The organism is Streptomyces sp. NPDC005799 (assembly GCF_040630525.1).
Lineage (GTDB): Bacteria > Actinomycetota > Actinomycetes > Streptomycetales > Streptomycetaceae > Streptomyces > Streptomyces griseorubiginosus_B.
Genome location: NZ_JBEXXQ010000063.1, coordinates 13,753 through 28,050, shown reverse-complemented (window position 1 = coordinate 28,050; position 14,298 = coordinate 13,753). Strand labels below are relative to the sequence as shown.

At 71.2% G+C, this 14,298-nt stretch carries 10 protein-coding genes and 1 pseudogene; 4 read left to right on the top strand and 7 right to left on the bottom strand.

Annotation, left to right across the window (positions count from 1 at the left end):
* Positions 1-3: 3 nt before the first annotated feature.
* Positions 4-1,587 (bottom strand): diaminobutyrate--2-oxoglutarate transaminase family protein, encoded by a 1,584-nt coding sequence (locus ABZ453_RS42065; protein WP_359023920.1) that lies wholly within the window; start codon positions 1,585-1,587, stop codon positions 4-6.
* Positions 1,588-1,870: 283 nt separating this feature from the next.
* Here ABZ453_RS42065 and ABZ453_RS42060 point away from each other — a divergent pair, with 283 nt between their 5' ends.
* Both ABZ453_RS42060 and ABZ453_RS42055 read left to right on the top strand, forming a co-directional pair.
* Complete coding sequence (locus tag ABZ453_RS42060) at positions 1,871-3,103, top strand: hypothetical protein (RefSeq protein WP_359023875.1); 1,233 nt, start codon at positions 1,871-1,873, stop codon at positions 3,101-3,103.
* 164 nt (positions 3,104-3,267) lie between these two features.
* Positions 3,268-4,484 (top strand): annotated as a pseudogene (locus tag ABZ453_RS42055) (hypothetical protein).
* Between the two features lie 62 nt (positions 4,485-4,546).
* On the opposite strand, the gene hflX reads toward ABZ453_RS42055, so the two are convergent.
* The 6 genes from hflX to miaA form a co-directional block, all read right to left on the bottom strand.
* Positions 4,547-6,040 carry a GTPase HflX gene (hflX, locus tag ABZ453_RS42050; RefSeq protein ID WP_359023873.1) on the bottom strand — a complete coding sequence of 498 codons (1,494 nt, stop codon included), beginning with the start codon at positions 6,038-6,040 and terminating at the stop codon, positions 4,547-4,549.
* Positions 6,041-6,171: 131 nt separating this feature from the next.
* A complete protein-coding gene (locus tag ABZ453_RS42045) occupies positions 6,172-7,698 on the bottom strand; it encodes a M1 family metallopeptidase (RefSeq protein ID WP_359023871.1) in 1,527 nt (508 codons plus the stop codon).
* An 818-nt stretch (positions 7,699-8,516) separates the two neighbouring features.
* Positions 8,517-10,622: an HD domain-containing protein gene (locus tag ABZ453_RS42040; RefSeq protein ID WP_359023869.1), complete on the bottom strand. Its 2,106-nt coding sequence runs from the start codon at positions 10,620-10,622 to the stop codon at positions 8,517-8,519.
* A 298-nt stretch (positions 10,623-10,920) separates the two neighbouring features.
* Positions 10,921-11,817 carry a diaminopimelate epimerase gene (gene dapF, locus ABZ453_RS42035; protein ID WP_359023867.1) on the bottom strand — a complete coding sequence of 299 codons (897 nt, stop codon included), beginning with the start codon at positions 11,815-11,817 and terminating at the stop codon, positions 10,921-10,923.
* A 45-nt stretch (positions 11,818-11,862) separates the two neighbouring features.
* Positions 11,863-12,366, bottom strand: a complete 504-nt coding sequence (locus ABZ453_RS42030; protein ID WP_208780439.1) for a hypothetical protein — start codon at positions 12,364-12,366, stop codon at positions 11,863-11,865.
* A 108-nt stretch (positions 12,367-12,474) separates the two neighbouring features.
* Positions 12,475-13,413 (bottom strand): tRNA (adenosine(37)-N6)-dimethylallyltransferase MiaA, encoded by a 939-nt coding sequence (miaA, locus tag ABZ453_RS42025; protein ID WP_359023865.1) that lies wholly within the window; start codon positions 13,411-13,413, stop codon positions 12,475-12,477.
* A 181-nt stretch (positions 13,414-13,594) separates the two neighbouring features.
* On the opposite strand from miaA, the gene ABZ453_RS42020 reads away from it, so the two are divergent.
* Both ABZ453_RS42020 and ABZ453_RS42015 read left to right on the top strand, forming a co-directional pair.
* Positions 13,595-13,870, top strand: coding sequence for a hypothetical protein (locus ABZ453_RS42020; protein WP_359023863.1), 276 nt, complete (start codon positions 13,595-13,597; stop codon positions 13,868-13,870).
* Positions 13,871-13,930: 60 nt separating this feature from the next.
* Positions 13,931-14,206: an antitoxin gene (locus ABZ453_RS42015; protein ID WP_359023861.1), complete on the top strand. Its 276-nt coding sequence runs from the start codon at positions 13,931-13,933 to the stop codon at positions 14,204-14,206.
* Positions 14,207-14,298 lie beyond the last annotated feature (92 nt).

The following is a 14,298-nucleotide window of genomic DNA, read 5'->3' as shown; positions in this document are numbered from 1 at the left end:
GCGTCAGTCGCCGCGCCAGCCCGCCCTTTGGGCTCGCTCGTCCTTCCGGCTGCGCGGAGGGGCCCCGTTCGATCGGCGGGGCGAGAGCGGTCGGCCGGCGTGGGCTCGGGCTGCCGCAGCCACGGCGTCGGCCAGGCGATCGAGCACTGCGGCCGCCTGCTCGTCACTGATCGTCAGTGGGGGGAGCAGACGTACGACACTGGCGTGGCGCCCGCCCAGTTCGACGATGAGACCGCGCCGCAGACACTCCCGCTGAACGGCGGCCGCGAGGTCGGGAGCGGCGGGGCGGGGGCCTTCGGACCGCTCAGCCGCCGTGGCGGTCGCACCGGCCTCACAACGCACATAGGGCACACCGGACTCACGGGTCGCCTCAGGCACACCAGGAACACCGGGCGCACCAAGCGCACCGGCGAGACCATCGCGAAGGCCGGCATCAGCGTCTCCGCCCCCGTCGCCTTCCGTGTCCACGAACTCGATCCCGATCATCAGCCCCCGCCCCCGCACCTCCCCCACACATGCGAACTCCCGGCCGAGCTGTCGGAGTTGGTCCTGCATCCGGGTGCCGAGCGTTGCCGCTCTGGCGGCGAGGTCGTTCTCGCGGACGTAGGAGAGGGTCGCGGTGCCCGCGGCCATGGCGAGTTGGTTGCCGCGGAAGGTGCCGGCGTGAGCGCCAGGAGGCCAGACGTCCAGGTCCTCGCGGTAGACGATCACCGCGAGGGGGAGGCTGCCGCCGATGGCCTTGGAGAGGACCATGACGTCCGGGGTGATGCCGCTGTGCTCCACCGCCCAGAAGGTTCCCGTGCGGCCGACGCCCGTCTGGACCTCGTCCGCGATCAACGGAATGGCCCGGGCTGCCGTGACCTCGCGCATCCGCCGCATCCAGACGTCCGGCGCGGGAATGACACCGCCCTCGCCCTGGACGGGCTCGAGGATCATTCCGGCGGGGTACGGCACGCCCGACTTGGGGTCGTCGAGGACGGACTCGGTCCAGCGGGCGGCGAGTTCGGCGCCCTGAGGTCCGCCGATGCCGAAGGGGCAGCGGTAGTCCTGTGGGAAGGGCAGTCGGGCGACCCGTACGTCGGGGGCGCCCCCGGATGCGGCCAGGGCTCCGGCGGTCATGCCGTGGTAGGCGCCGCTGAAGGCCATGATCCCGGCGCGGCCGGTCGCGGCCCGTACGAGTTTCAGCGCGGCCTCCACCGCGTCGGTTCCGGCCGGCCCGCAGAACTGCACGCGCGCCTGGTCGGCGAGCCCGGAGGGCAGGGTGCGGAACAACTCGGTGACGAAGGCATCCTTGACGGGTGTGGCCAGGTCGAGGACGTGCAGGGGTGCGCCCGAGTCCAGGACCTTGCGGATCGCTTCGAGGACGACCGGGTGGTTGTGGCCCAGGGCGAGCGTCCCCGCGCCGGAGAGACAGTCGAGGTAGCGGCGCCCGTCGGCGCCCTCGATGGTGAGTCCCCGGGCCCGCACGGGAACGATCGGCAGGGCACGCGCATAGGTGCGCGCCGCCGACTCGCGCGCCGACTGACGCCGCAGGATCCCGTCGTACGCGCCCCGCGCCGACACGGAGACCCCACCGGCCGCGCCGATTCCCTCGGACGCACTCCCCTCACACGCAGACTCGGCCACGACCTCATGTCCTCCCGCTGGGGACCGCCCACGGACAGCGGAACACCCACCGCTACCAACCTCCTTCGCCGCACCGGGTTACGGGTCGCTTCAAGATCCTTTCCGTGACGGAACCGTTGCCGTTCCGTGGGAAGTCCCCGACAGCGAGCACATAGTGTGTGATGCCGTTCCACACGGGCCCGGTACGGCAGACGGGCCGGTTCGGCAGAAGCCCGGCGCGTTCATCTCAGGGGGAGTTCAGACCATGCGATCCATACGGCCGTCGTTCCACGTCCGGCGAGGCGGGGGTGCGAGTCGCAGGACCACCCCCGTGTTCGCCGTCGTAGCGCTCTCCTCGGTGCTGGCACTCACCGCCACCGCCTGCAACGGCAACGACACCAACGCGGGCGGTCAGTCCTCCGCGTCCGCGTCCGACACCGCGAGCAGCGGCGACGGCAAGATCAAGATCCCGGACGACATCAGGAAGAAGCTCAAAGAGCACGGGATCGACATCGACAAGTGGAAGAACGGCGCCTGGAAGAACTGGAACAAGGACGACTGGCTGCGCGAGGCCGACGATTTCATCAACCCGATCATCAAGGGCCTGTGGAACACGGACCGGATGCGGCGGGCCAACGACCCGGACAAGAGCGTCGACAACAACGACCTCTCCGGTGACCAGGGCGTGACCGACCCGACGCCCGCGCCGGTGGACGCGAAGGCCGTCGCGTCTACGTACCACGCCAACGCGGCGACCTCCGGCAAGGTGTTCTTCGACTCCCCCCAGGGCACGATGGTCTGTTCGGCGACGGTCGTGGAGGACCCGGCCCACCCCGGCAAGTCCAACCTGATCTGGACCGCGGGGCACTGTGTGCACGCCGGCAAGAAGGGCGGCTGGTACCGCAACATCGCCTTCGTGCCGTCGTACAACGACTCGGGCAGGACGGCGGCCGAGCTGCAGAACGCCACCCGGGAGCAGGTGGCTCCCTACGGCGTCTGGTGGGCGGACTGGGCGCAGACCTCGCAGCAGTGGATCGAGCAGGGCGGTGAGACGGGCGGCGACGGGGCACCGTACGACTACGCCGTCATCCATGTGACGCCGGAGAAGGGCGGCAACGGCAAGTCACTTCAGGAGACCGTCGGTTCGGCACTTCCTGTGAACTTCAACGCCCCGGCGGTGCCGAAGGTTCCCAGCATCACCGCGACCGGTTACCCGGCTGCGGCGCCGTTCGACGGACAGAAGATGTACCGGTGCACGGACAAGCCGGGACGGCTTTCGCTGAACGCCTCGGATCCGACGATGTACCGCATCGGCTGCACCATGACCGGCGGTTCCTCCGGCGGCGGCTGGGTCGAGACCGGCTCGGACGGCCAGCCCGCGCTGGTGTCGAACACCTCGATCGGCCCGGTCAGTTCGGGCTGGCTGGCGGGACCGAGGCTGGGGGACGTGGCCAAGGGCGTGTACGCATCCGTGAGCAAGAAGTTCGCCGGTCAGTGACCGGCCGGTAGGCACGGGCGGGGCCGGGCGCCTCACGGAAACCTTCACCGTCCCGTCCCCGTTCGCCCTCAACTGCGCGGGCATAGTGGTGTCGCTCCGGGGGTGGGACCACCTGCCCCCGGCAGGCCCATGCCACACCACGCTCCAACGAGGGTTACCGCACCATGCGTTCCACACCTGCGCCCGCCGCACCACCGCGCGGGCGGCGCACCATCCGCCGCACCGCGCTCGCCGCCACCGGCCTGGTCGCCGCCCTGGCCCTGACCGCGACCGCGTGCAACGGTTCCGGCGACAGCGCGAGCGACAAGCCCGACGCCACCATCACCGCCTCCGCGAGCGGCGGCGACGGGAAGATCGGGATCCCGGCGGACATCGCGGCAAGCTCAAGGACCACGGCATCGACATCGACCAGTGGGCCAAGGGCGGCTGGAAGGACGGGGACAAGGACAAGTGGCTCAGGGCGGCCAAGGACTTCGCCAACCCGGTGATCGAGGGGCTGTGGAAGCCGGAGCGGATGAAGTCCGCGAAAGAGGCCAACAAGACGCTCTCCACCCAGGACGCAGCCGCCGACCAGGGCGTCAGCGAGCCTGAGCCGGCGCCCGTCGAGGCGGCGGCCGAGAAGACGCCGTACCACCGGTACGCGGCCCCGGTGGGCAAGGTCTTCTTCGACTCCCCCGAGGGTTCGATGGTCTGTTCGGGCACGGTGATCAAGGACGTCAACCACCCGGGGAAGTCCAACCTGGTGTGGACGGCGGGCCACTGCGTGCACGCCGGGCAGAGCGGCGGCTGGTACCGCAACATCGCCTTCGTGCCGGCCTACAACGACCTCGCCCGGTCCGCGTCCCGGCTGAGCAACGCCGACGCCTCCGAGATAGCCCCGTACGGCACCTGGTGGGCGGACTGGGCCTCCACCTCCAGCCAGTGGATCCAGGGCGGCTCCGAGACGGGCGGCGCGGGTGCCGCGTACGACTACGCCGTCCTGCACGTGAAGCCGGAGCAGGGCTCGAAGTCCCTGGAGGAGACGGTCGGCGCGGCCCTGCCCGTCGACTTCTCCGCGCCCTCGGCGACCGAGGTGACCCGGATGGGCGCCTGGGGCTACCCGGCGGCGCCGCCGTACAGCGGCCTGAAGATGTTCAAGTGCATAGACCGGCCCGGACGGCTGTCGCTGAGCCCGTCACTGCCGACGATGTACCGCATCGGCTGCACCATGACCGGCGGTTCGTCCGGCGGCGGCTGGTTCCGGGTGGTCGACGGAAAGACCGAACTGGTGTCGAACACCTCGATCGGCCCGACCACCAACACCTGGCTGGCGGGTCCGCAGCTCGGCAAGGGTGCCGAGAGGCTCTACCAGAACATGAGCAGGACGTACGGCGGTCGGTGATCCCGGGACATGGCGAAGGCCCGCTCTCCGAACGTTCGGAGGGCGGGCCTTCGCGCTGTCGATCAGACCGCGGGGGCGGGCACGTACGGCGCGAGGTCCGCCGCCAGTTCCTCGTGCACCCGCGCCTTGAGCAGGGTGCCCTCCGGGGTGTGTTCCTCGGAGATCACCTCGCCCTCGTCGTGCGCGCGCGCCACCAGCTTGCCGTGGGTGTACGGCACCAGTGCCTCGATCTCGACGGACGGCCGGGGCAGTTCGTTGTCGATGAGGGCGAGCAGTTCCGCGATGCCCAGGCCGGTGCGCGCCGAGACGGCGATCGAACGCTTCTCGACCCGCAGCAGCCGCTGCAGGGTCAGCGGGTCGGCCGCGTCCGCCTTGTTGATCACGACGATCTCCGGTACGTCGACGGCGCCGACGTCCCTGATCACTTCGCGCACGGCGGCGAGCTGCTCCTCCGGGTTCGGGTGTGAGCCGTCCACCACGTGCAGGATCAGGTCGGACTCGCCGACCTCCTCCATGGTGGAGCGGAACGCCTCGACCAGGTGGTGGGGCAGGTGGCGCACGAAGCCGACGGTGTCCGCCAGCGTGTACAGCCGACCGCTCGGGGTCTCGGCCCGACGCACGGTCGGGTCCAGGGTCGCGAACAGGGCGTTCTCGACCAGCACGCCCGCGCCCGTGAGGCGGTTGAGCAGGGAGGACTTGCCGGCGTTGGTGTAGCCGGCGATGGCGACCGACGGCACCTTGTTGCGCTTGCGCTCCTGGCGCTTGATCTCGCGGCCGGTCTTCATCTCCGCGATCTCCCGGCGCATCTTCGCCATCTTCTCGCGGATCCGCCGCCGGTCCGTCTCGATCTTGGTCTCACCGGGACCACGGGTGGCGAGGCCGCCGCCCTTGCCGCCGCCCATCTGCCTCGACAGCGACTGACCCCAGCCTCGCAGCCGCGGCAGCATGTACTGCATCTGCGCGAGCGCGACCTGCGCCTTGCCCTCCCGGGACTTGGCGTGCTGGGCGAAGATGTCCAGGATCAGGGCCGTGCGGTCGATGACCTTGACCTTGACGACGTCCTCGAGGTGGATGAGCTGGCCGGGGCTGAGCTCACCGTCGCAGATCACGGTGTCGGCGCCGGTTTCGACGACGATGTCCCGCAACTCGACCGCCTTGCCGGAGCCGATGTAGGTCGCCGCGTCGGGCTCGCTGCGGCGCTGGATCACGCCATCGAGCACGAGCGCGCCGGCGGTCTCGGCGAGGGCGGCGAGCTCCGCGAGGGAGTTGTCCGCGTCCTGGGCGGTCCCGGAGGTCCAGACGCCGACGAGGACGACCCGCTCCAGCCGGAGCTGGCGGTACTCGACCTCGGTGACGTCCTGGAGCTCGGTGGAGAGCCCGGCGACACGGCGCAGGGCCGCACGCTCCGAGCGGTCGAACTGCTCGCCGTCCCGCTCTCCGTCGATCTCGTGGCTCCAGGCGACGTCCTCTTCCATCAGGGCATCGGCCCGAAGACCTTCGGGATAGGTGTGCGCGAAGCGCTGCGTGTCCTGGGAAGGGGATGAAGAGGAGGTCATTGGATCCTTACGTCGATGGGCAGTGAGTCTGCGTCGTACTGCACAACGCACGAGTGTCCCCGGAGATTCCCGAGTCCCGTGCCGCGCCGGCCAGAAGATGGTCGCACGGTACGGGACGTCTCGTCATCGCCTTATTTCCCCGGTCCCGCCTTGCCGGGCGGAACCGACGTCCAGTCCGGGTGGCCGGGCATGGGCGGGGTCTTCTCGCCGTACAGCCAGGCTTTGAAAAAGCCGCCGAGGTCACGTCCGGAGATGTCGGAGGCGAGCCGTTCGAAGTCGGCGGTGGTGGCCACGCCGTCGCGGTGCAGGGCCACCCAGGCGCGTTCGAGGCGCTCGAAACGCTCGCGGCCGATCTCCTGGCGCAGGGCGTAGAGGGCGAGGGCGGCGCCGTCGTAGACGTTCGGCCGGAAGAGGCTGATCTTCTGGCCGGGGGCGGGTGCCTTGGGAGCGGCCGGGGGGCCACCGGCCGCTCGCCAGCGGTCGGATGCGGCGTAGGCGGCCTTCATGCGCGCCTCCATGGGCTTGCCGGCCTTCTCCTGCGCGTACAGGGCCTCGTACCAGGTCGCGTGTCCCTCGTTCAGCCACAGGTCGGACCATGTGCGGGGGCTGACGCTGTCGCCGAACCACTGGTGGGACAGCTCGTGCACCATGATCGACTCGACGTACCACTTGGGGTAGGCGGGCTCGGTGAAGAGCTCTCTCTCGAAGAGAGAGAGTGTCTGCGTCTCGAGTTCGAAGCCGGTGGTGGCCTGAGCCATGAGAAGGCCGTACGTCTCGAAGGGGTACGAGCCGACCTTGCTCTCCATCCAGGCGATCTGGTCGGGTGTTCTGGCGAGCCAGGGTTCGAGCACCTTGACGTCCTTCGTGGGGACGACGTCGCGTACGGGCAGGCCGTGGGGCCCCTCGCGGTGCAGGACGGTGGAGTGGCCGATCGACACCTGGGCGAGCTCGGTGGCCATCGGGTGCCGGGTGCGGTACGTCCATGTGGTGGACCGGCCGGCGCGATCGACGCCGGCGGGCAGACCGTTGGCGACGGCCGTGTATCCGTTGGGGGCGGTGATCCGGATGGTGAACATCGCCTTGTCGGAGGGGTGGTCGTTGCACGGGAACACCAGGTGCGCGGCGTCGGCCTGATTGGCCATGGCGAGGCCGTCCGAGGTGCGCACCCAGCCGCCGTCCTCGTCCCCGGACTCCGTGGGGTCGCTGGTGTGCCGCACGGTGATCCGCGTCCAGCTGCCCTCCTGCAGGGGCTCCTCAGGCGTGACGACGAGGTCCTCGCCCGCGTCGGCGAACGAGGCGGGCTCACCGTCGACCTCGACGGACTCGACCTTGCCGTGCGCGAAGTCGAGGTTCAGGCGGTCCAGGTCCCGGGTGGTCCAGGCGTCGATCGTGGTGACCGCCTGCAGGGGCTTGCTGTTGGAGCCGGAATAGGTGAAGGAGAGGTCGTACGACGCCACGTCGTACCCGGGGTTGCCGAGGTACGGGAAGAGACGGTCGCCGACGCCCAGGGGCGCCGGCGGGGCGCTCGCGGCGATAAGGCAGACGGAGACGGCGGAAGCGAGCAGCGCGGCCGCCTTGAGCCGGCGGGGCTTTCCGGTGCGGGGGGCGACGGCACGCGCGCGCGTGGAGGCAGCCAGGGCGCGGGGGGTGAGCAGCATGGACCACGGCTACCAGCGCGCACCCGCCCCACGGAGCCGACGCGCGCCCGTACCACCCGAACGGGTCGGAGGCGCGCACTCATGCGCCATACGCCCGGCACGCCATCACACACCGCCCCCGCGCTCACACGCCGCTACCGACACCTCGCGCGCCTCTCGCTCCGGCCGCACGCGAGCACTGCACCCGCACACCTGTCGGGCCCGGCGCACCCCGCCCCGCAGCCTCCACACCCGTCCTGGACTGCACCCGCACGCGCCCGCCGCACGCCGACCGCAGGCCGCCCGCCTGTCCTGAACGCCCTACGCCCGGCGGGCCCCCGCCGCACGCCGTCCCGCAGCCCCACGCCTGTCCTGCACCCGCCCGCCCGTCGCGCCCGCCGCACGCCGTCCGGCAGCCTCCACACCCGTCCTGCACTGCACCCGCACGCGCCCGCCTCCGCACGCCGATCGCAGCCCCAGTACCGTCCTGCACACCCCACCGTCGCCCTGCACCCCTCATGCCGAGCGCGCACCCTCCGAGCGTGCACCCTCCGAGCGCGCATCCTCATGCCGAGCGTGCGCAGCTAACGCCGGCCACCTCCGCGCGCGCCGGCCGCCTCCACCGCACGCCGGGCCCGCACCCCGCGCTCCGCTTTACGTGACCGCGCGCCCGACCCGCACCCCGCGCGCCTCTCCCTTTCAGCGCACGCCGGGCATGTGCGCCGTACGACTCCCATGCTCAAGGGCCAAGCTCACCCCGTGCCAGAAGCGGGTGGCTCCGCTCAGCGCAGCGGGGGGCCCACGCGCGCGTGGCAGCTGTCAGGCGGGCGGCCGAAGTCTCACGCGTTGGATGGGTGCGGCTGGGTTCGGTTCACGTCGTACACGCCTGGCACGTTGCGCATGGCCCGCATGAGGGCCGGCAGGAGGGCCGCGTCCGGGAGTTGGACGGTGTACGTGTGCCGGACGCGCTGTTGGGTCGGGGGCTCGATGGTCGCGGAGACGATCTCGGCACCCTCGAGGGCCATCGCCTCCGTGAGGTCCGCCAGGAGGTGCGGGCGGACGAACGATTCGGCGAGCAGGGTGACCCGGCACTCGGTGGTGTCTCCCCAGCGCACCCCGACCTCCGCGCGCCCCCCGCTCTTCATCCGCGCCACGGCGGCGCATTCGAGCCGGTGAACGGTGACCACTCCACCGCGCACGGCGAACCCGGTCACCTCGTCGGGCGGCACCGGCGTGCAGCAACCCGCCAGGCGCACCGTCGCGTCGGGCTGGTCGACGATGACGTCCGCGAAGGGCCGGGCGACCGCCCCCTCGGGCGTGGGCCGGGGAGTGGACGAGGGCTCGGCGTTCTCCGCCGTGTCCGTGTGCGCCGGATGGGCCGCCAGCCAGCGCTGGATGGCGATGCGCGCGGCCGGCGTGTGGGCGTGCTCCAGCCATTCCCTGGAGGGCTCGGAGGCGGGGTCCTGCCCCATGAGCAGCTGGACGGTGTCGCCGTCCTGCAGCACCGTGCTCAGCGTCGCCAGGCGGCCGTTCACGCGGGCGCCGATGCACGCGTGCGCGTCCTCGCCGTACTGCGCGTACGCGGCGTCGACGCAGGTGGCGCCTTCGGGCAGGCCCAGCGTGCCGCCGTCGGGGCGGAAGACGGTGATCTCGCGGTCCTGGGCGAGGTCCTCGCGCAGGGTCGACCAGAAGGTGTCGGTGTCGGGAGCCGCCTCCTGCCAGTCGAGGAGACGGGAGAGCCAGCCGGGCCGGGTGGGGTCGGCGCGCTCGCCGTCGGCCGGGTCGTCGGGCGCGGGCGCGTACGGGTTGCCCAGCGCGATGACGCCCGCCTCGGCGACCTTGTGCATCTGGTGGGTGCGGATGAGAACTTCGGCGACCTGGCCGTCCTGGCGGGCGACCGCGGTGTGCAGTGACTGGTACAGGTTGAACTTCGGTACCGCGATGAAGTCCTTGAACTCCGAGACGACCGGCGTCATACAGGTGTGGAGTTCGCCGAGGACGCCGTAACAGTCCGCGTCCTCGTTGACGAGCACCAGCAGCCGGCCGAAGTCCGTGCCGCGCAGCTCCCCGCGCTTGCGGGCGACGCGGTGCACGGAGACGAAGTGCCGTGGCCGGATCACGACTTCGGCCGGGATGTCGGCGTCGCGCAGCACGCCGCGCACCTCGTCGGCGATGTCGGCGAGCGGGTCGTCCGCGCGGGAGGCGTTGTCGACGATCAACTCCCGCGTGTGTTCGTACTCCTCGGGGTGCAGGATCGCGAAAACCAGGTCCTCCAGCTCGGTCTTGAGCGCCTGGACGCCGAGTCGTTCGGCGAGCGGGATGAGGACGTCCCGGGTGACCTTGGCGATGCGGGCCTGTTTCTCGGGGCGCATGACACCGAGGGTCCGCATGTTGTGCAGCCGGTCCGCGAGTTTGATCGACATCACCCGGACGTCGCTGCCCGCGGCGACCAGCATCTTCCGGAACGTCTCGGGCTCGGCGGCGGCGCCGTAGTCGACCTTCTCCAACTTGGTGACGCCGTCGACGAGATAGCGGACCTCGGCGCCGAACTGATCCCCGACCTGATCCAGCGTCACGTCGGTGTCCTCGACGGTGTCATGGAGCAGAGAGGCCGTCAGGGTCGTTGTCTCGGCGCCCAGTTCGGCGAGGATCAGGGTGACCGCGAGGGGGTGTGTGATGTAGGGCTCGCCACTCTTGCGCATCTGGCCGCGGTGCGAGGACTCGGCCAGCACATAAGCACGGTGCAGGGGGTCGAGATCGGCGCTCGGGTGGTGCGCGCGGTGCGCGTCGACGACATGGCTGATGGCGTCGGGCAGCCGATCGCGGGCGGCGGGGCCGAGCAGGGCGGCGCGTCCCAGGCGGCGCAGGTCGATCCGCGCCCGCCAGCGCGCCGCCGGGCTCGATACCGGACCTGGGGTCGCGGGATTCGTGGCCTCCGCACTCATGGGCACCTCCGGCTGCGTGGACCGGCGGACGGGGTGCCCCAGGGCGGACACGGCTCAGGGGGTGGCAACGGTCCCCCGTCCGGGCCGGTGCTTGATGCTACCGAGCCCATCACGCGCGTCTGACCGCCTCTCGCCGAGCGTGAAACGGATCACCCATTCGAGCGAAGGTCCGCAGGTTTACGGTTTCGCGCCACGCGAATGGCGGACAACCGTGGTTTCGAACTTCCGCAATACACCTCACTAGTTGACACCTGCACCACCGGACGCGTGTGCCTACGATCCGAAGCCCGCACGGGGCTCAGCGGACAAACGATTCCAGCCACTCGGTGTCGATCTCACCCTCGGCGACGATCACCGCGGGACCGGTCATCTCGATCTCACCATCGGGTCGCTCGGTGATCACGAGCGTTCCGCCGGGCACGTCGACGGTGTAGGTCACCGGTGTCCCGGTGACCGCCGGGTCGGCGCCGTCGCGGCGGGCGGTGGCCACGGCGACCGCGCACGCGCCCGTGCCGCACGACCGGGTCTCGCCGGAGCCGCGCTCGTGCACGCGCAGGGCGACATGGCGCGGGCCGCGGTCGACCACGAACTCGACGTTCACCCCGTCCGGGTAGGCGGAGGCCGGGCTGAAGGGAGGCGGCGCGTACAGGTTGCCGGCATGTGCGAGGTCGTCCACGAAGGCCACGGCGTGCGGGTTGCCCATGTTCACGTTCCGCGCGGGCCAGCTGCGCTCGCCGACACTCACCGTGACGGCCCCCTCGGGCAGCAGCGCCTTGCCCATGCCGACGGTGACGTCTCCCGCGGAGCCACTGCCGGACGCGGTCTTGGCGATGTGCACGGTCTTCACTCCCCCGCGTGTGGCCACCGCGAGATCGCCCTCGGCGACATGACCGGAGCGCTGGAGGTAGCGCGCGAAGACGCGCACGCCGTTGCCGCACATCTCCGCGACCGAGCCGTCGCCGTTGCGGTAGTCCATGAACCACTCGGCCTCGGACGCCATGTGCCGTGCCTCGGGGTGGGCGGCGGATCGCACGACGTGCAGCAGACCGTCACCGCCGATGCCCGCCCTGCGGTCACACAGGGCGGCGACGGCGGCCGGGGGCAGCTCAATGGTGTTCTCGGGGTCCGGGACGATCACGAAGTCGTTCTCGGTGCCGTGGCCCTTGAGGAAGGCGATCCGCGCGCGCGTGCTCATGCCTCGATCGTACGGTGCCCCTCGGACAGCGCCGAAAGGCACCGCCTACCGCAGCCGGGCGACTCTCCACACGGCGAGCACGATGATCGCGGCGACCACGACGACGTACGCCAGGATCACCCGCCAGTCCGGTCTGCGGCCGGAGCCGCGCTGCGGCAGCCCGGGCCAGGTGTAGCCCACCCGGCGGGCCGCCATCATGCCCCAGCCCGCCGCACAGGAGCAGATCAGCAGGCCCAGCATGGCGATCACCGCGCCACTGTCGCCGAAGTCGAAGGCGAGCGGGAAAGCGAACATCAGGGAGCCGACCGCGGCCAGGGCGACGATGGGGGCGAGCTGCCAGATGCGCAGCCTGCGCTGCGGGCGCAGCTCGACCTCGACCTCGGGCCCGCCCGCGAACATCTCCTCGGGCTCGGGGCCGTCGGCGGTCACTCCGCCCTGCATCTCGTCGGGCCCGTCGGGGCTCAGACGATCCTCGTCCTGCTCCGGCTCACCGCTGTCGACGGTGAGGGGCTCGGTGCCTTGTGCAGTGTCGCGAGGGCCGGCCTCCATCGCCACGCGCCCTCCCAACTCGGACTCCACTTGGTCGATCGAAGCTCGATGATGGCACGGCGCCGGAGGCCCGGACGGCGGCCTGAGCGTCCCGATGCCATGACGTGATCAGGCTGTAACCGGTCGTTCGACCAACGCCAGTGCGAGCCGCGGAAGTTCTGTGACGTCCGCCGCAGCCCCACTGAGCCAGTTCACCCGTGGGTCGCGCCTGAACCATGAATCCTGCCGGCGCGCGAAGCGCTTGGTGGCGCGTACGGTCTCGACCCGCGCCTCTTCCAGCGTGCACTCCCCCGAGAGCGCGGCTAGCACCTGCTGGTAGCCCAGCGCGCGCGAGGCCGTACGCCCCTCGCTCAGGCCGCGCGCCTCCAGCGCGCGCACCTCGTCCACGAGCCCCGCGTCCCACATGCGGTCCACCCGGCGGGTGATGCGGTCGTCGAGCTCGGGGCGGGCCACGTCGACACCGATCTGAACGGTGTCGTAGACCGAGTCATGGCCGGGCAGGTTGGCGGTGAAGGGGCGGCCAGTGATCTCGATCACTTCGAGGGCCCGGACGATACGGCGGCCGTTGCTCGGCAGGATCGCCTGCGCCGCCCCGGGGTCGGCCGCGGCCAGACGCGCGTGCAGCGCGCCGGAACCACGCAGCGTGAGTTCGTCCTCGAGCCGGGCCCGGACCTCGGGGTCGGTGCCGGGGAACTCCAGGTTGTCGACGGCCCCGCGGACGTACAGACCGGAACCGCCGACCAGGACGGGCCAGCGGCCCTCGGCGAGCAGCGCGTCGATCCGCGCGCGGGCGAGCTTCTGGTACTCGGCGACGGACGCCGTGACCGTCACGTCCCAGATGTCCAGGAGGTGGTGCGGGACGCCGCCGCGCTCCTCGGGCGTCAGCTTGGCGGTGCCGATGTCCATCCCCCGGTACAGCTGCATGGAGTCGGCGTTGACGACCTCCCCGCCCAGGCGCTGGGCGAGGAAGACGCCCAGATCGGACTTTCCGGCCGCGGTGGGACCGACGACGGCGATGACTCGGGGGGCGGGGGGTGCGCTGCTCACCGGACCAGTCTCCCAAACGCGGAGACCACTCCTCGAACGAGTTACGTGACGGGGCGTGGCCGAGGTCGTTGCCCGTTGGGAGGTTTTCGTCGCCGCTTTCTGCGGGTGGCGAGCCGGGTGACGCAAACGGCGCACCGGACGGCGCGGGATTTCCCCCGCACAAGTAACGTATGGAGTGGATATGGGCGTTTTCGCACGACTTCTCAGGAGGTCGAAGGCCACGGAGGAGGCGTCAACCGCGGCGGCTCAGGACGGCACACCGACGGCGCAGTCCGCGGCGGTGACGGAAGAGCCGGCGGAGGCCAAGGAGTCCGCCGAGGCCAACGGGTCGGCGGAGGCCGCGCGGATGACGAACGGGACTGAGGCGGAAACTTCCGGCGAGGGCGTCGAGATCCCCCAGCAGCAGTCCGCCGAGGAGGCTGCCGACAGCGAGGCCGGCGAGGGCGCCCGCACGTAACCCGCCGCGCGCGAGCGCCCCGGGAACGGGCAACGGCCCGGGCTACAGGGAAGGTGGACCATGGGTCTCCTGCACAATCTGAGGGCCAGGCTCTCCCCGGCGAAGGACAAGGTCTCGGGCCTCGGGCAGCAGCACGGGGACAAGATCTCGCACGGTCTCGACAAGGCCGCGAAGGTGGTCGACGAGAAGACCAAGGGCAAGTACAGCGACAGGATCCAGACGGGGACGGGCAAGGCCAAGGGCGCCATGGACCGGCTCGCGCACAAGGGCGACACGGGGACGGGGACGGGCACCGGCACGGTGCCGCCGGACACCCCGACACCGCCGGCTTCCTGACCTTCCCGGCGCATCGACGGACGGCCGCCGGGCCCGAGGGCTCCCGGCCGTCCGCCGTTCCCACGATCGGCGGGCGCTACCGCGCGGCCACG

Coding starts and splice junctions, on each gene's coding strand:
- ABZ453_RS42060 (WP_359023875.1), top strand. CDS start 1,871: ATGCGATCCATACGGCCGTCGTTCCACGTCCGGCGAGGCGGGGGTGCG.
- hflX (WP_359023873.1), bottom strand. CDS start 6,040: ATGACCTCCTCTTCATCCCCTTCCCAGGACACGCAGCGCTTCGCGCAC.
- ABZ453_RS42045 (WP_359023871.1), bottom strand. CDS start 7,698: ATGCTGCTCACCCCCCGCGCCCTGGCTGCCTCCACGCGCGCGCGTGCC.
- ABZ453_RS42040 (WP_359023869.1), bottom strand. CDS start 10,622: ATGAGTGCGGAGGCCACGAATCCCGCGACCCCAGGTCCGGTATCGAGC.
- dapF (WP_359023867.1), bottom strand. CDS start 11,817: ATGAGCACGCGCGCGCGGATCGCCTTCCTCAAGGGCCACGGCACCGAG.
- ABZ453_RS42030 (WP_208780439.1), bottom strand. CDS start 12,366: ATGGAGGCCGGCCCTCGCGACACTGCACAAGGCACCGAGCCCCTCACC.
- ABZ453_RS42020 (WP_359023863.1), top strand. CDS start 13,595: ATGGGCGTTTTCGCACGACTTCTCAGGAGGTCGAAGGCCACGGAGGAG.
- ABZ453_RS42015 (WP_359023861.1), top strand. CDS start 13,931: ATGGGTCTCCTGCACAATCTGAGGGCCAGGCTCTCCCCGGCGAAGGAC.